Source organism: Methanobacterium veterum, assembly GCF_000745485.1.
In the GTDB taxonomy this organism is placed as follows: domain Archaea; phylum Methanobacteriota; class Methanobacteria; order Methanobacteriales; family Methanobacteriaceae; genus Methanobacterium_D; species Methanobacterium_D veterum.
This window is the reverse complement of record NZ_JQJK01000008.1, coordinates 225159-241615: the sequence shown is the minus strand read 5'-3', so window position 1 is coordinate 241615 and position 16457 is coordinate 225159. Positions and strand designations below refer to the sequence as shown.

Sequence of the window (16457 nt, the reverse complement as noted above, 5' to 3'; positions counted from 1 at the left end):
AAAAAATATAAAATATATTTAGTAATGGTGGGAAAATATTTGTTTACGAAAATTTATATCTAAGTATACCCGTCAGTAGATAGTCTTCATTTCTCACCACTTTTGTAATGCTTTTTTACAGATTCACAGCCTAACACAAATGATCTTTTATTTAATTTCTCATTGAAGTTAATCTGGCTGTGATTATGGTCTTTGCCATTAGAAGATCCTTATCTTTATCTACCGATTTTTCAATTGCACTTTCAACTTGTTTTAATATATCTTCTAATTCTTCAGGCTTACAGTTACTTGCTATTTTTAAAAATCTTTCTGATTCACTTTTTTTAACCATACTAATAGTTGAATCACTATCTATTTAATTTTCGCTCAGGAGTGCTGTGCAAATGTTACTCTTAAATTACTTGTAAATTTTGATTGAATAAATTTTTTAAACATGTCCAGTTTAATTAATCCTTACCAATTTAACACAATAAAATATTTAACACATGGACATGGGCGTCATTAATTAAATTATTTAATGAATTAATTTAGTAGGGTAATGCAAAAGAAAATAAATAAAATTTTTAAATAAAAAATTTTATAAAATTTTAGCAGCTAATTCAATGTCTGATGCTTTAACGGTTTTTCTTCCAGCATGTTTTGCAAGTTTAACAGCTTCCGCAGCTATTTGTTCACCCTTTTCTTCTAAAGCTTTTGTTAAAGTTTCAGTTGCATCTTCACTTACTCTTAGACGACCTTCATTTTTTATGATTCTTCCAACTGGAGCTAATGGTAATTCACTCATACGTATCACCTCATTTTTATTAATATATCTTTTGTAAACCACATCATATAAAATTATCGTTTATTTTGGGACTATTTTAAAAATTATATAATTATTATTCAATTAAAATCAATCTATACAATTTTTTTAATACGAAATAAAAAAAGGAGTAAATATGTAAATTTGATCAAGTTAAATTACAATTTTCACCTTTATTTGAAATTTAAACTGGTTTTCCTCCCCATATAACTTAAAAGTTTCACGTTTTAGACTTACCGACGGAAATATAAGTTCTGATTCTCGGAATGATTTTATGATGTAGATATATTCGCTTTAAGATGGAATTACTCTATAGATTTAGAATTATTTTCATAAGCATTAGTTAACAATTAAAATTATTTTATAATGTGTTTGAGTTAGAGCATTTGAAAATTAATTTAGTACAATGATTTTATGATTATGAAATTACAGAAATTAAAAAAAATGTCATCTGATCTTATCAATTAGCCTTAAAATTAATTTATTCGTGAGGTATATTGAAGTAAAATGCTGATCCTTTGTTTAATTCTGATTTAACCCAAATTATACCATTATGGCCTTCTATAATCCGTTTAACAATCGATAAACCTATTCCTGCACCAGGATAATCATCCATTGCATGTAATCTCTTAAATACTTCAAAAATTTGATCACTATACTGTTCATCTAATCCTATTCCATTATCACTGACCGAAAAAAGATATTCATTATCTTTTTTCATGGAGGAGATATGAATTTTAGGTTTTACTTCTTCCCTTCGGAATTTAAGCGCATTTCCAATTAGATTCTGGAATACACGTATAATTTGACTTTCATCAGCAAAGATAACTGGTAGTTCATCATAAGTAATTTCAGCATTAACCTCACTAATTGCAGATCCTAACTTATTTAAAGCATATTTCAAAGCACTTTCAGCCTCAAATTCCTTAAATTCATGCTCTTTTGTCTCAACACGGGAATATTCAAGTAAGCCCTGAATCATCTCTTTCATCCTATAAGCGCCATTAACCATAAACTCAATAAAATCATCAGCATCAGAGTCTAGTTTACCTTTATAACGTCTTTCAATAAGTTGTGCATAACTAGCAATGGTGCGCAACGGTTCCTGTAAGTCATGGCTTGTAATATAAGCAAAACTCTGTAATTGTTCATTGGAGTGGTTTAAATCTTCAAGTGCTTTTTCTAAATCTTTAGAACGTTCTTTAAGATTTGAAGATGCCTCTAACATGTCTTTATTCAATTTACGTATATGGGTAACTTGATTATTAGTTATTCGAGTCATTTCTTCATAATAATACATGAGTTCATCAAAGAAGTTGGTACCCATAATTAATATGTGATTATCAAAAATTCCGCCATTAAAGTGCAGTAACTTTATTTTTCCGCTTATAATCATGTTTAGTTCCCAATTAAAAGCCACATATTCTTTATTAATTTTTTTAATGAAAATCAAGGCTTCTTTAGCACTTTCACCGTTGAAAATATCTTTAAATGCCTTGCCTTGTAGTTGATCTGCTATTAATTCATTTTTTAAAACTTTTAAAATAATACCATCAAGATCACATAATAATGCAATTTGTTTAGTATTTATATTTGAATTCATATTGTTTCTCCAAACAAATTAAGTTAAACAAAAAAGTTAATCAATATAAGTTAATTCATTTTGACGAGCTATCATCCAATCAATAAAGTAATTCACTTCATTTGCATATTTTACTGGAATCATTTCATTGACTACATCCCGGTAAATCTTAAAACGGCTAAGAATATGTTCCATCATCACTCCATCATGAGGTAATCTGTCCTTGGCCCATAATAGTTCATCTTCTAAAAATGGAAGTTCACCCACACTCATTGCTGCGTCTAACACCTTTGTGGTAAATTCTAGACCGATTGTTAGTATTCTCTCTGCTTGATCCCCATGATTACTCACTTCGTCCTTATTTTCAAGTGATCTTGAAACAGTTTCTTTAATAATATTATCACTTAATTTTCTAAACGATTCTAATGCTTCTGGAGAAATGGAACTAACATTATTTAAATTAGACACTTAAAATTCCTCCTTATTAACAGATTTAATATTTAATAATTTTTTAGCTACAAAAATAGATTCTAACGCGTTAGAAGCATAACAATCAGCACCAACTTTTTCCCATAATGATGGGGATATATTAAAAAGCCGCCCTCCAACGATAATTTTTAAATTTTTAACATTTAATGATCTAATCTGTTTAATTAAATCAGCGACAGCACCAACATGCGAATTAATTGTAGCTGAAATAAGAATTAAATCCGGTTTAAGTTCAATAATGGTTTCTATTATGCTTTTAGTTGACATATTAGCGCCTAAATAATATGTATCCCATCCTTCCATCTCAAAAAAATCAGAAACCATACGAGCTCCAATTTCGTGCAGTTCTCCACTTACACATGTAGTAATCATTTTATAACCATTTTTTTCACTTTTATAAATGTGGGGATAAAGTTGAGACATTATATTCTGGGTAACAGCAGTGCAAAAATGTTCTTGAGCTATACTTATCTGGTTCTTTTGCCATAATCTGCCAATTTCATGCTGTGAAGGCTCAAAAACATGAAGATAAATGTCTTTAACATCAATATTATTTTTTACAGCCTCCATAATCATTTGAACAGCTGCATAATTATCTCCGTTTAATAATAAGTTAAGGTATTGTCTAGCAAGTTCAAAAAAGGAACCTGTTTCCTCTTTAAATTCATACATAATAATCTTACATTTAATTAATATGTTATAACTTAAAAAGTTATTTAAATTACTTGATAAACCATTTTATTCAAGTAGTTTCATATTATAAAACTTAATTACGATTAAAAAATAGCAATAAAATTTTTAAATACTGTTATTTTTAGAAAACAAGCTTATAATATCCTAATTTATCTTTAGATCCAGACTTAATTATAAAGATTAAATATAAGATCATATAAACTGAATATAGTATAAATTCAACTACATTTTTAAATATCTAATTCAATTAATTTAACTTTAAGATTATTTTAAAGCACTTTTTAAAGAAAATCCGGAGATAGAAATGATAGCAATTAAAGTTTTAAGATATGATCCAGCTAAAGACGAAAAGCCATACTATGAAACCTATGAAGTTGAGGAAACGGAAAAAATGAAAGTCCTTGACGCTTTAAACTATATCAACCATAAATACGGTGCAGGTATAGCTTACAGGTGTTCATGTAGGGCTGGGCAGTGTGGATCATGCGCTTTAAAGGTAAACGGCGAAGTTAAACTGGCATGTAAGGCTGAAATAGAGGACAATGCAGTTATTGAACCTCTCGATTTTGACGTTTTAAAGGACCTGGTTGTAGATCGAAGCGAAATTGAAAACAAGATCAAAAAGATGAAACTCTCTTTAGGGGGAGATGAAGTACCTCAAGACAGCGAAATGTGTCTTGAAATCTTAAAACCAGAACAATATGAAGATTCAAAGAAATTAAGAGGATGTATAGAATGTTTCTCATGTCTATCTGCATGTCCTGTTGTAAATGAAACATCTGCTGAATATGCAGGCCCTTACTTCATGCGCGACATCTCAAAATTTGCCCTTGATCCACGTAATAAGGAAGAACGGGCTAAACTTGGATTTGATGAGGGCCTTTACTGTTGTACCACCTGTGGGAAATGTGCAGAAGTATGCCCGAAGGAAATAAGTACTGTAGGTGGGGCAATTGAGAAGTTAAGGGAAATTGCGTGCCGTGAAGGTGTAGGCCCTCTCCCAGCGCATAAAGAAGTCAGGGAATTAATTGCACGTACTGGAAGGTCTGTAGAACTTTTAGATGAAGGATTTATTAAAGCAGTTTCTGGTGAAAATAAAGAAAAATCAAATATAGCATTCTTTACAGGCTGTCTTGTGGACTACAGGCAGCAGGAAGTAGGGTTTGCACTGCTTAAAGTTTTAGAAAACCACAACATTGATATTGTGGTTCCTGAAGACCAGGTGTGCTGCGGTTCTCCAATGATTAGAACAGGGCAGACTGACATCGTAAAAGAGCTGGCTTTAAAAAATAAGGAAGTTTTCAAAGATTACGACACAATAATAACTGTGTGTGCAGGCTGCGGTGCAACTTTAAAGAAAGATTACCCTAAATTGGGTGTTAACTTCAACGTGGTTGATATCAGTGAATTTCTGATTGATAACTTAAATACTGAGGATATGAAGCCTTTAAATATGAAGGTAACTTACCATGACCCGTGTCACCTCAATAGAGTCCAAGGAATCAATAAAGAGCCCCGTGAAATTTTAAAGAAAATTAAAGGACTGGAACTCGTAGAAATGGAAAAACCAAACCAGTGCTGTGGTGCTGGTGGGGGTGTACGTGCCGGAAAACCTGAAATTGCAGCAGAGTTAGGTAAGGAAAAGGCAGAAATGATTAAAAAACTTGACGTGGACGCCGTTGTAACAATCTGTCCATTCTGCCAGATCAACATAGAGACTGAACTCAAAAAAGAGGGTATGGATATCCCTGTATTAAACATTTTAAAACTTCTTGAAATGGCTTATGAAAAATAAGCCCTTGTTTTACTTATTAATTTTAGAGAGTATAAAAATATGATTTATGTAGTTTTTGTTGAACCAGAATCTCCAGGAAACATAGGTTTTCTTGCAAGGACCATGAAAAATTTTGCGTTCAACGATTTGGTGCTTATTAATCCATGCGAATTAAAAAAAGAAGCTTATTATCAGGCAATGCATGCAAAGGATATTATATGGAATCATAAAGAATATGGTTCCCTTAAAGAATTCATTGAAGCTGAAAATATAGATTTTACAGTTGGTACAACACGTATGGCCGGCGGGAGTTACAATGTTTCAAGGATTGCGGTTACACCTGAGCAGTTTGCAGAATCATTAAATATAACTGGAAATATTGCCATAGTATTTGGGAGAGAAGGTAATGGTCTCTATAATGAAGAGATAGCCCTTTGTGATGTGGTTGTAACCATTCCTACAAACGATGAATATCCAGTACTAAACATTTCACACGCTGCAGCAATTGTACTGTATGAATTATTTAAAAGAGAAAAGAATTATCCTCGAGAAGAACTGGAAGTAGCTTTAAAATCTGAAAAAGAACTTTTAATTGAGGAAATGGATGAATTAATTAAATATACAGGTTACCCTGAACATAAAATGAAAACAGCATCTACAGTTTTTAAAAATATTATAGGTAGAGCATTCATCTCTGGAAGGGAAGCACACACATTGATAGGGACTTTAAGAAGGTTAGGGCTGAAATTAAAAGAATAATGTGGGGGAAGGAAATGGCATTATTTGGGTTGAGTCCATTTGATATTATTGGGATACTGGTAATAGTTTTACTTATTTTTCTAATTCCATGGATTGTAAGGGTAAGGGCATTGTCCCGTGTTGAAAAGGCTGCACTTGAATTAGATGGTATGGTTCATGAACTGGAGAATTTTCTTATTAAAATATCTAAAGAAAAAGGAAAGCCTATTCTTGACCCTTCAGATAAAATTAAGGGATTTATGGAATTTTTTGTAGTCCCTCCAGTAGATCTTGACCCTAACGGACTCGTAAGAAAGTTCGAGAAAATCCTGGATCTAAGTGAAGACAGATTTAAACAGATGGTAAAGGAAGTAGCCCCTTTAGCCGACACGGAAACCAAAGCAAACATTGTGATGACTTTAAAAGCCACACTTGCTATTAACGATGTTGCAAAACAGGTAAGACACAATCTAGAGCTTGGAAGAAAAGGAAACTTGCAGATATTGCTGATGCTTCAAATGAGCATTCCATTAATTATGAGGGTTGTAAAAGCCCAATTTGAAGGTGCAAAAACATTTTCTGAAGGAAAACCCATTGGAGACGGTGCAGGTCCGATAGTTGCAGGTTTGCTCATGAAAGACTATAAAAATGAGTACATAACCGAGATCGAAGACATGTTCATTGCTAAAAAGAAGATGGAAGAACGTGATCTAATTATAGCTCGTGCAAAAGGTCCGGGAGCCCGCGTTGGCCGAGTTGGAAAGACAGTTCGATCTATTCTCGAAAAAGAAAGCATAGATAAAATAATAACAGTAGATGCAGCAGTCAAGCTTGAAGGAGAAGAAACAGGGAAAGTGGCACGAGGTATTGGGGTTGTAATTGGTGGCCCTGGAGTAGATAAATGGGCTATTGAAGAAGAAATTCTTAAAAGAAACATAGAACTCGATGCTGTTATTGTGAAAATGAGTCCTGAAGAGGCTATAAGCAATATGAACCCGAAGATCGCAGATGCTTCAGTTGAAGCATTTGAATTAGTGCAGAAATTAATTTATAATTCTCCTGATGATGCTAATATTCTTGTAGTTGGAGTTGGAAACAGCTGCGGGATTAAAAACATATTGGATGATATATCCGAAATAGAAGTTAAGCAAGACAAAATAGATGAGCAAGAAGACAAGCACGGTTATTTTAGAAGATAATTATGTTGAAGATTATGCGTTGTAGATCTCTTTATAATCTAGATATACAAATACAACTATTATCTTTAATCTAATAAATTGAATTTAAACGTTTTAAAAGAGGGTAAACATGGCTATTTTAAGCGATAAACATATTAAAGAATACCTTGGTGCAGGAAAAATTGTTATAGATCCCCTTGACAATCCAGATATACAGATACAACCATCATCAGTGGATTTAAGGATAGGAAACGAGTTTAAAGGTTTTAGAATAATTAGAAAACCATGTATAGATCCAATGGATGAAGCAGATATTGATTCTTATATGGAATCTTTTTATATAGATGAAGGAGAACCTTTTATAATCCATCCTGGAGAATTTGCCCTTGCCACAACTTATGAAACCATAAAATTGCCCGACGATATAGTTGCAAGGGTTGAAGGCAGATCATCCATGGGAAGACTTGGTGTAACCATGCACGTTACAGCAGGTTATATAGACCCCGGATTCCATGGAAGGATCACACTGGAAATTTCAAATATTGGTAAAATGCCTGTAGCGCTATATACTGGGCAAAGAGTTTGCCAAATAGTCTTTGAAACCATGACATCTCCATCAGAAAAGCCGTACGGACATCCAGAAAGAGATAGCAAATATATGGGTCAAAAACGTCCAGAATCAAGTAGAATTAAATATGATAAAGATTTAATTAAAAAAATAGCTCTTAAAAGAGAGTAGTGGAGATTAAAATTTAATTTATATTTGGATTCATTAAATTTTTTTTCAATATTTTTAATCGTTCAAAACCGAATTTTGGTTTCAAACTGAGTTTTTGGATGATTTATGCTACTTAAATTTTTAAAGCGAGATGATACTATGAAACATGATAAAGTAATGAACATTGCAAAAAAGAGAGGCTTCCTGTGGTCTTCATTTGAGATATATGCAGGTGTTGCAGGATTTTATGATTACGGCCCTCTTGGTGCTATACTAAAAAATTCAATTATCAACAAGTGGAGAGAATATTATATCGTAAGGGAAGGTTTTTATGAAATAGAGTCTCCTACTGTAATGCCGGAGGAAGCTCTTAAAGCTTCAGGACATGTTGACAATTTCACTGATCCAATGACTGAATGTAAAGAATGTTTGGAAGTTTACAGGGCAGACCACATAATTGAAGAAGTTATAGACAAAGATGTGGAAGGTTTAAACAATGAAGAACTTACCCAGATGATCGCAGATGAGGAAATCGGATGTCCTAAATGTGGCAGTCAGTTATCTCGTGTGTGGAATTACAATTTGATGTTTCAAACACTGATTGGTGCTAAAGGTAAAAAAACAGGGTACATGCGTCCTGAAACTGCTCAAGGTATTTTTATACCATTTAAGAGGCTTCTGAGGTTCTTTAGAGGTAAATTACCATTTGGTGTAGTTCAAATTGGAAAAGCCTATCGAAATGAAATATCTCCAAGACAAGGGGTAATAAGGCTCCGTGAATTCACCCAGGCTGAAGCTGAGATTTTTGTGGATCCTAGAGATAAAACCCATAGAAAATTCCATGAAATCAAGGATAGTATGCTCAAACTTTACCCTGCAGAAATCCAGATGAATGAAGGAGAGCCAATTGAAGTATCTGTAGAAGAAGCGCTTTCAAAGAAAATAGTATCAAGTCAAATGCTTGTTTACCAGTTATATCTTGCAAGTGAGTTTCTAGAGGAAATTGGAATTCCAGAGGATGTTATAAGGTTCAGGCAGCATTTACCGAATGAGATGGCGCATTATGCAATTGACTGCTGGGATGTTGAGGTAAAAACTGAAAGGTACGGCTGGGTAGAAATAATTGGAATTGCAGATAGAACTGATTATGACCTTAAATCCCATACAGAGCACAGTAAAGAAGATCTAAGGGTCTTTTTAGAGTACGATGAACCTAAACATATCAAAAAATTGGCTGTAAAACCAAACATGGGTAAATTTGGACCTTCCTTTAAAGGTGATGCACCAAAGATACTTAAAGAGCTTGAAGATATTGAAGCTGAAAGCGTTAAGCAAGCAGTTGAAAATGAAGGGTCATTTAAACTTGAGATAGGTGGTAACTCCTATGAATTATTGCCTGAACATGTTAATTTTGAGGAAGTGAGTGAAACAGTAAGGGGAGAAAAAATATTCCCTCATGTTATAGAACCTTCATATGGTATTGACCGGATAATTTTCTCTGTACTTTCACATACATTTACAGAAGATAAAGAAAATGACAGGGAATATTTCAAATTACCGAGGGACATAGCTCCAGTTGAAGTAAGTGTTTTCCCACTTTTAAATAAAGAAGAACTTGTAAAAGTGGCGCTTCAAATAGAGGATGACCTGAGATTAGATGGTTTTATAGCGGAGTTCGATACATCTGGAACTATCGGACGAAGATATGCCCGTTCAGATGAAATAGGAGTACCATTTGCAGTAACTGTTGATCATGAATCTTTAGAGGATAATATGGTTACCATAAGAAACAGGGACACTACTGAACAGAAAAGGATTCCAATTTCAGATATCAGTGAAGTTTTAGACAGTTTAATGAATTACTGGATTGAATTTGAAGACCTTTAATCTGTCTAATCTTATTCTCAAAGTTATCTTTGAGAAATAATTTATTTTTAGAGTTGTTTATCAATTTTAAATATTTTTCTTTTTTTACTTCTTTACCTAAAGTGCCATAATTAAATAAAAAAAAGAATTAAATGGATTTATACTAGTGTGATAATGTAGCATAGCACTAGCACGAAAATCCATTCTCCATGTACCAGAAGGGACATATATTTGCTGACTTCTTCTGCATTGCAGACATAATTTATATGCCAGTAGCTGTTAATCATGGAAAAGGCCATGGTTATGAAGTATCCGAGAGACAGCCCGTAAAACAGTAATATTGAAATTACAGGCATGATGGAAAAGGTAAGTGCTGAGAGTATTTTTTTTGTTTTTTCTTTTCCAATTCCAACTGGGATAGTTATTATGCCGTTTGCTGTGTCTCCTTCTATGTCTCTTATGTCGCATACAACTGAATTTACGAAACTTTTTACAAAGAAAAAGTAGATTACTGAGATTATAAATACCCATGAGACGTTAGGTGTATGGATTGCAGGAATTAATGTAGTTGCCAGTGCCCAGCTTATAGCAATGATTATATTTTTAACTGCAAATATGTCTTTTAGACGAGGTAATTTAGAAGAAACTTTAATACTGTATATAACTCCGGCAAAAAGTGGAACTAATAGAATAAGAACAGTATAAAAACTATCTAAAAATCCTAATATTATTGCCATAATATAGGAAGAACCCACGGCAAAAGTGAGTGTTTTTTCATTACTGTTAACGAAGCTGGCTTTTTCCGGTGAATTGACTTCGTCTTCTTCTTTATCTGTTAAATTATTCATGCAGTATACTGCAAAAATCACAAGAAATGTGGCTAGAAATATATTCCAGTTTATAACTGCCCCAAATAACAAAAAGGGGTAATATGCCCTTAAAGAGCCAAATATTGCTGTAGATAACGTACTTTTCAGTAGAAAAGATACGAAGTTTTCTATTTTTTTATAGCTCGTATTTACAAAACTATTTATTACATCATTCCAGTATTTTATTTTGTCGACTTGTTGCATTAAGATCGCTTCCTTTTAATATCATTGAATTGTAAATTCATGAACGAATTTACTCTAATGATCATTAATTTGTCTATAATCTCGAATGCAAATCCAATATTTCGCTTATTCTTATATATTACTCATATTTAGTCTTATTTCCAAAATTAATCCTTTTTTAAGCGTAATGGTGATATAATAATCCGTTTAAGTATTTATTTTAATATTTTATTATTTAATATGGGCTGTCCGGTAATTATTTAAATTATTATATTATTAAAAGTTTCTATATGCATCAAACAAAGTTATAACTAGAAATAGATTTATTTTTAAGGTTACAGAACTAATAAAATATTATAGCAGCTAATTTCATAATTGCTGTTTTATTAGAAATTAAAATAGTAAAAAAGTAGTATTAGTTTATTAAAAGTTTATTTAAAACAATATAGCAGCATCTAATCTTCTATAAATGGGTATGTGTTTTACTTTTCAAAATTTATTTTATCTGCCTGCCTGCAGTAGTATTCAAATAATCTGTTACCCCAGGAAAGCGCATCGCTGTCATTACTTACCAGATTTCGAGTAGGGTCGTACATTCCATTCACTGAAAAAAATCCCATTGTCATAAATTTATCTGTAACTGTAAATGCAACTTTAATATCTTTATCCAGTGTCCATAGCGTTAAATTTCCTTTTTCAATTAATTTTTTTAGGTCTTTTTCTCCGCTATCTGTTGATTGCATGGTTTTTTTCAGCACATCGCTTGTTAATATAAGTTCAACTTTAATGTCGCTTTCTATAATCTTTTTAAAAGTTTCAGGATAATTTGGATAAAATATTGGAGAAATGCCCCTTATCTTTTTAGAGTCTAATACAATTTCTAGATGTGTTCCATGCACCTTGAAAATATCTATATTATCTGCTTCAATAAGCTGGGAGTTGCTTAGATGACCTATATCCATGAGTAAATCGTGAGGAATATCTCTTATTTCATGATTAAATAATAATCTCTGGAGTTTTTTAAGTGAAACAGATGCTCTAATAGTATCTATTAATTTTAAAGCCATTATTTTTCCTATTTCTGATAGAAAAAAGTTATCTCCTTCTTTTATAACTAATTCTTGTTTTTCAAGTTCATTGATTCCATGTAATATAGTGGATGCGGGTATTCCAGTTAATTCTCTTAGATCTTTAGTTTTCTTTGGTCCTTCACTTAGACTTATCATGATCTTTGTTCTGACACTGGAGGTACTTTGAGATTTTATATCGTCTTTCACTTCTTCATAGAAATTTAAAATATCTGTTATATGCATGTGTACACCTGGATTATCAATAGAATATTACTATTTTAATATTTCTCATATAAAAATAGGTATTATCCTGTAAAAGATGATAATATTGGAGATGGGGGTAATACCTTTTAGATCATGTCAGTAAAAAATTCATGAGAATTGTTTAAAATAGTCCATGTTAATTTTTTGAGATTTTTTCCTGTGGTAATCAAACAGTTTATTTCCCCATGTAATTGCATCTTTATGATCACTTACTAAAATCAAATTTGGGTCATATATTCCATCTGCTGAGAACAACCCTAATATCATGGAATTATCTGTAACTGTAAATACAATTTTAATATCTTCTTTTATTTCCCATATTTTAAGCTTATTTTTGGAGAGTACTCTTTTAAATTCAATGAGGTCTTCTGAATTGAGCGAACTAATTGTTTTTGCAAGTATCTCTTCAGTTAATATTAATTCAACGTCAACATTCTCTTTGATTAGTTTTACAAAAGTTTCCGTGTAATCTGGGTAAGATATAGGCGAAACACCTTTTATTTCTTTAGAATTTGACACTATTTGAAGGTATGTTCTATGTGACTGGAACATATCCTCAGGTTCATTTTCAATAAGATTAGAACTGCTTAAGTCTCCGATTTTCATCAGTAAATTTTGGGGAATAGATTCTATATCATGATTAAGCCATAATTTCTTAGTATTTTTAAATAATACTCGTGTTTTAATTGAATCTACTAATTTAAGCGTTGATATAAACCCTATTTCGGATAAAAAGAAGTCATCTCCTTTTCTTGAAATTAATTTTTGTTTTTCAAGTTCGTTGATTCCATGTAATAATGTGGATGCGGGTATTCCAGTTAATTCTCTTAGATCTTTAGTTTTCTTTGGTCCTTCATACAAGCTTATCATGATCTTTATTCGAACACTTGATATGCCTTGGAATTTTAAATCTTCTTTAACATCTTCGTAATAATTTAAAATATCATTTATATTCATAAATGCACCTGCAAATCATCTCCGTGTTCTACATTTTTGTTTGCTCCAATATATAAAGATAATTCATTTTAAAATGAAAATAAGACTTTAAATGATTATGATAGTACTGTTATTTGCTTAAATTGTCTAAATCGAATTTTTGAGCCTTATCCAAGTAATAACTGAATAATTTATTACCCCACTCGATTGCATCTACATCATAACTTACTAAATTGATGGTGGCATCATACAGTCCTTCAGTTGAAAATAAACCCAGTGATAGAAAATTCTCGGTGACTGTAAAGACCACTTTTACATCTTCTTCTATTTTATACAGTTTAAAATTCTTTGAAGATAAAATCTGGTTTATAATTTCTACACCTGCAGTTTCGGTCATTTTAGCCAGTATTAATGGGGATAAAATGAGTTTTACGTCTGCATCCCTTTTTAATGCATTTTTATAAAGGTCTATATATGGATAATAGAAAATGGGGGATATGGATTTAATTTCATTGGCTTTGTTTACCAGTTTGGTGTAATGGCTGTGGGGTTTTATGATATCTACTGGTGTGGATTCCACTAAAAATGAATTGTTTAGGCATTTAATTTCTTTAAGTAAATTTTTAGGTATTCCATCTATCCAGTGATTTAACCATATCTTATCATATTTTTTAATTGTGTAAAATGATTTGAATAAATTTTTTGATTTGATGGCATATAATTTACCAATTGTTGATAAAGAGTATTCATTTTCCTTTTTGATAATGATATTTTGGCTTTCAAGTTTTTTAAGGGAGTGCAATGCAGCAGATGATTCTAAACCCAGTTCATTTTTAAGTGTATTTAAATCCTTATTCCCTTTATTTAAGCTTAAAATGATCTTTGTCCTGACACTTGAAGTCGTAACAAATTTTATATCTCCTTTTATGTTTTCATAACGATTTAAAGTGCCAATTATGTCCATATTGATCTCCTTTATGCCTGAATATTGTAAATATTCATTTAAATAATATCCATTATTATAAATTATAACGATCTATTTTACTTTATATTGGCTCAAAATGTAATTAAATGTTGTGTAAATAAAATTTAATGATAATACATTAATTATATTAATATTATCTGAATAATTTTATAATTAAGAATGATTTTACAGGTGATTTTATGATAGATGCACATGTGCATGCAGATACACGGCCTTATGAAGACTTTGAAAAAATGGCAGTGGCAGGTATAGAGACGGCAGTAACGTGCGCACACGATCCTCTAAGGATGAGCGTGTCGGACGTAGTTTTTGACCACTGGAACCGTATTTTAAATAATGATATTAAAAGGGCAGCAGAAAACGGATTAAAACTATATGCTGCTCTTGGAATTCATCCAAGGAGCATTTCAGAAGATTTTGAAAGGGCACTTGAGAAGCTGCCTTCCTTTTTAGAAAATGACTCTGTAGTTGCAATTGGGGAAATTGGACTTGAAACTGCATCTGAATCTGAAAAAAATATATTCAAAGAACAGCTGCAGCTTGCAGAAACTCTTAAAATGAAAACAATTATACATACACCTCGAAGCAATAAAAAAGAGATAACAGGGATTACAACATCCATTATTGAGGAAAATATAGATCCTAAAATGGTTGTAATAGATCATGTAGACCGTACAATAGTTAACGATGTTATTGATATAGGTGCAATGCTGGGGCTTACAGTTCAACCTAAAAAAATGACTCCTGATGAAGCGGTTTCAATACTGGATGAATATGGATTTGATAAGTTTTATTTAGACAGTGATATGAGTTCTTCACCTTCTGATCCTTTATCTGTTCCTAAAACAGTTCATAGAATTAAGTTAGCAGGTTTTAATGAAAAAGATATTAAAAAAGTTTCAAATGATAATGCCGCTAAATTTTTTGAGTTGTAAGAGATTTACCATTTCTTACCTCTAATATTTTATTAAAACAGTTATTTAAATATCCAGATCGCATGCTCTTGACACATTCATAGCTCCTATTTTCCCAACACATGAAGATGCCACTGTATTTGCAAAATCAAGGCATTCTTTCAATTTTTTATCTTTGATATAAGCCGCTATAAAACCTGCAGCAAATGAATCTCCGGCTCCAGTTGTATCAAGGGCAGCAGTTTCTTTTACAGGTGAATGGATTATTTCATCTTTAGTATAGAGATTTGCACCCTCTTTGCCACAGGTTACAACAACCATTTTAGCGCCGGTATCTAAAAGTGCTTGTGTTCCATTCTTTAAGTTTTCTCCAGTTAAGATTTTAACTTCTTTTTTATTTAAAAATATCACGTTGGATCGTTTAATAGGTTTATATAATTTATCTATTCCATATTCTGAGAGTAATGTTCCTGGATTCAACGATAAAAAGTTTGCATATCTTGAAGCTTCTTCAAACACTTCTTTATACATTCCAGTTATGTGCAGTACTTTTGAACTCTTTATATAATCAATATCCTCTTTTAATAGTTTAAATTCTGCGTTTGCACCCATAAATGAATACATTGACCTTTCTCCTGGAGGATCAACAGCTATAAATACCATGCCTGTGGGTGCATCGATGCTTAGAAGTCTTTGCGTTTCAACTCCTTCATCACAGAGCTTTTTAGCACATAATTGCCCGAAATAGTCGTTTCCAATTCTAGCTATAATTCCTGTGCTTATATTTAACCTGGAAAGCCCCACTGTAAAATTGGATGCTGAACCTCCCACAGATAAAACGAGTTTTTCAACATTAACTTCATCATCGATTCCTACAAGCCGGGGAACTTTGTTAATGAAGTCTATATTACATGTTCCAAGTCCAACCACGTCAACTGACAAAATATCGTCCTCATTTATATTTTGAGTTTTCTTATATTTGATTTTATTGAAATTGTTTAATTAAACCCTTCAGAAATTCATAGAATTTTAGAAAAATGCAAAGCATTTGAAAATCTTCGATTTTCAATGTGTAAAAATTGAAAATTTTTACAACATTTTTCTAACAGGAGGAAACGTAGCATTCGAAAATTGAAAATTTTCGATGCGTCAAATCGAAGATTTGACAGTTTCCTCCGGCGTCAAAATTGAAAATTTTGACAGTATTCGGGGCCGAGGAAATGTAACTTACGAAAAACTTTGTTTTTCGTGCCAACGAAACCGATGGTTTCGTGGCCCCAAACGTTGCTCAAAATCTACGATTTTGGCACAAGTAAAAACGGAATTTTTGCATGCTTTGCGTTTGAAGGCTCCAAAAACCTCCGGTTTTTGAGAGTTTCCTCCGGCATGTAAAAAT

At 32.1% G+C, this 16457-nt stretch carries 16 protein-coding genes; 6 read left to right on the top strand and 10 right to left on the bottom strand.

Annotation, left to right across the window (positions count from 1 at the left end; all coding sequences use genetic code 11):
• Positions 1–151 precede the first annotated feature (151 nt).
• From EJ01_RS01320 to EJ01_RS01300, 5 genes are all read right to left on the bottom strand, one after another.
• The gene (locus tag EJ01_RS01320; protein WP_048080128.1) at positions 152–331 is read right to left on the bottom strand and encodes a hypothetical protein; all 180 of its coding nucleotides are present in this window, start codon (positions 329–331) and stop codon (positions 152–154) included.
• Positions 332–577: 246 nt separating this feature from the next.
• A complete protein-coding gene (locus EJ01_RS01315; RefSeq protein WP_331275695.1) occupies positions 578–808 on the bottom strand; it encodes a histone family protein in 231 nt (76 codons plus the stop codon).
• Between the two features lie 475 nt (positions 809–1283).
• On the bottom strand, positions 1284–2405 hold the full coding sequence (locus tag EJ01_RS16245; protein WP_052375733.1) for a sensor histidine kinase: 1122 nt from the start codon (positions 2403–2405) through the stop codon (positions 1284–1286).
• A 36-nt stretch (positions 2406–2441) separates the two neighbouring features.
• Entirely contained in the window at positions 2442–2852 is a 411-nt protein-coding gene (locus tag EJ01_RS01305; protein ID WP_048080126.1) for a hypothetical protein, read from the bottom strand.
• Positions 2853–3545 (bottom strand): cobalamin B12-binding domain-containing protein, encoded by a 693-nt coding sequence (locus tag EJ01_RS01300; protein WP_052375732.1) that lies wholly within the window; start codon positions 3543–3545, stop codon positions 2853–2855.
• Between the two features lie 325 nt (positions 3546–3870).
• On the opposite strand from EJ01_RS01300, the gene tfrB reads away from it, so the two are divergent.
• The 5 genes from tfrB to glyS all read left to right on the top strand — a co-directional run bounded on the left by tfrB (position 3871) and on the right by glyS (position 9861).
• On the top strand, positions 3871–5361 hold the full coding sequence (gene tfrB / locus EJ01_RS01295) for a fumarate reductase (CoM/CoB) subunit TfrB (RefSeq protein WP_048080125.1): 1491 nt from the start codon (positions 3871–3873) through the stop codon (positions 5359–5361).
• Between the two features lie 39 nt (positions 5362–5400).
• On the top strand, positions 5401–6099 hold the full coding sequence (locus EJ01_RS01290; RefSeq protein ID WP_048080124.1) for an RNA methyltransferase: 699 nt from the start codon (positions 5401–5403) through the stop codon (positions 6097–6099).
• Positions 6100–6113: 14 nt separating this feature from the next.
• Positions 6114–7277 (top strand): DUF1512 family protein, encoded by a 1164-nt coding sequence (locus tag EJ01_RS01285; protein WP_048080123.1) that lies wholly within the window; start codon positions 6114–6116, stop codon positions 7275–7277.
• Between the two features lie 109 nt (positions 7278–7386).
• Positions 7387–7995: a dCTP deaminase gene (gene dcd, locus EJ01_RS01280; RefSeq protein ID WP_048080122.1), complete on the top strand. Its 609-nt coding sequence runs from the start codon at positions 7387–7389 to the stop codon at positions 7993–7995.
• Between the two features lie 138 nt (positions 7996–8133).
• Positions 8134–9861: a glycine--tRNA ligase gene (gene glyS / locus EJ01_RS01275; protein WP_048080121.1), complete on the top strand. Its 1728-nt coding sequence runs from the start codon at positions 8134–8136 to the stop codon at positions 9859–9861.
• Positions 9862–9998: 137 nt separating this feature from the next.
• Here the strand turns inward: glyS and EJ01_RS01270 are convergent, their stop codons facing one another.
• The 4 genes from EJ01_RS01270 to EJ01_RS01255 form a co-directional block, all read right to left on the bottom strand.
• Entirely contained in the window at positions 9999–10913 is a 915-nt protein-coding gene (locus EJ01_RS01270) for a UbiA family prenyltransferase (protein WP_052375731.1), read from the bottom strand.
• Between the two features lie 461 nt (positions 10914–11374).
• A complete protein-coding gene (locus EJ01_RS01265; RefSeq protein WP_048080120.1) occupies positions 11375–12205 on the bottom strand; it encodes a helix-turn-helix transcriptional regulator in 831 nt (276 codons plus the stop codon).
• 129 nt (positions 12206–12334) lie between these two features.
• Complete coding sequence (locus EJ01_RS01260) at positions 12335–13183, bottom strand: helix-turn-helix transcriptional regulator (RefSeq protein WP_052375729.1); 849 nt, start codon at positions 13181–13183, stop codon at positions 12335–12337.
• A gap of 109 nt (positions 13184–13292) precedes the next feature.
• Positions 13293–14126 carry a helix-turn-helix transcriptional regulator gene (locus EJ01_RS01255; RefSeq protein ID WP_048080119.1) on the bottom strand — a complete coding sequence of 278 codons (834 nt, stop codon included), beginning with the start codon at positions 14124–14126 and terminating at the stop codon, positions 13293–13295.
• A gap of 200 nt (positions 14127–14326) precedes the next feature.
• On the opposite strand from EJ01_RS01255, the gene EJ01_RS01250 reads away from it, so the two are divergent.
• Positions 14327–15082 (top strand): TatD family hydrolase, encoded by a 756-nt coding sequence (locus EJ01_RS01250; RefSeq protein ID WP_048080118.1) that lies wholly within the window; start codon positions 14327–14329, stop codon positions 15080–15082.
• 45 nt (positions 15083–15127) lie between these two features.
• On the opposite strand, the gene EJ01_RS01245 is transcribed toward EJ01_RS01250, so the two are convergent.
• Positions 15128–16003, bottom strand: coding sequence for a carbohydrate kinase family protein (locus EJ01_RS01245; RefSeq protein WP_245611117.1), 876 nt, complete (start codon positions 16001–16003; stop codon positions 15128–15130).
• Positions 16004–16457: the final 454 nt, after the last annotated feature.

What these genes read in the sequence shown, in the direction of transcription:
- EJ01_RS01320 (WP_048080128.1), bottom strand. Translation starts at nt 331, where the DNA reads ATGGTTAAAAAAAGTGAATCAGAAAGATTTTTAAAAATAGCAAGTAAC.
- EJ01_RS16245 (WP_052375733.1), bottom strand. Translation starts at nt 2,405, where the DNA reads ATGAATTCAAATATAAATACTAAACAAATTGCATTATTATGTGATCTT.
- EJ01_RS01300 (WP_052375732.1), bottom strand. Translation starts at nt 3,545, where the DNA reads ATGTATGAATTTAAAGAGGAAACAGGTTCCTTTTTTGAACTTGCTAGA.
- tfrB (WP_048080125.1), top strand. Translation starts at nt 3,871, where the DNA reads ATGATAGCAATTAAAGTTTTAAGATATGATCCAGCTAAAGACGAAAAG.
- EJ01_RS01290 (WP_048080124.1), top strand. Translation starts at nt 5,401, where the DNA reads ATGATTTATGTAGTTTTTGTTGAACCAGAATCTCCAGGAAACATAGGT.
- EJ01_RS01285 (WP_048080123.1), top strand. Translation starts at nt 6,114, where the DNA reads ATGGCATTATTTGGGTTGAGTCCATTTGATATTATTGGGATACTGGTA.
- dcd (WP_048080122.1), top strand. Translation starts at nt 7,387, where the DNA reads ATGGCTATTTTAAGCGATAAACATATTAAAGAATACCTTGGTGCAGGA.
- glyS (WP_048080121.1), top strand. Translation starts at nt 8,134, where the DNA reads ATGAAACATGATAAAGTAATGAACATTGCAAAAAAGAGAGGCTTCCTG.
- EJ01_RS01270 (WP_052375731.1), bottom strand. Translation starts at nt 10,913, where the DNA reads ATGCAACAAGTCGACAAAATAAAATACTGGAATGATGTAATAAATAGT.
- EJ01_RS01265 (WP_048080120.1), bottom strand. Translation starts at nt 12,205, where the DNA reads ATGCATATAACAGATATTTTAAATTTCTATGAAGAAGTGAAAGACGAT.
- EJ01_RS01260 (WP_052375729.1), bottom strand. Translation starts at nt 13,183, where the DNA reads ATGAATATAAATGATATTTTAAATTATTACGAAGATGTTAAAGAAGAT.
- EJ01_RS01255 (WP_048080119.1), bottom strand. Translation starts at nt 14,126, where the DNA reads ATGGACATAATTGGCACTTTAAATCGTTATGAAAACATAAAAGGAGAT.
- EJ01_RS01250 (WP_048080118.1), top strand. Translation starts at nt 14,327, where the DNA reads ATGATAGATGCACATGTGCATGCAGATACACGGCCTTATGAAGACTTT.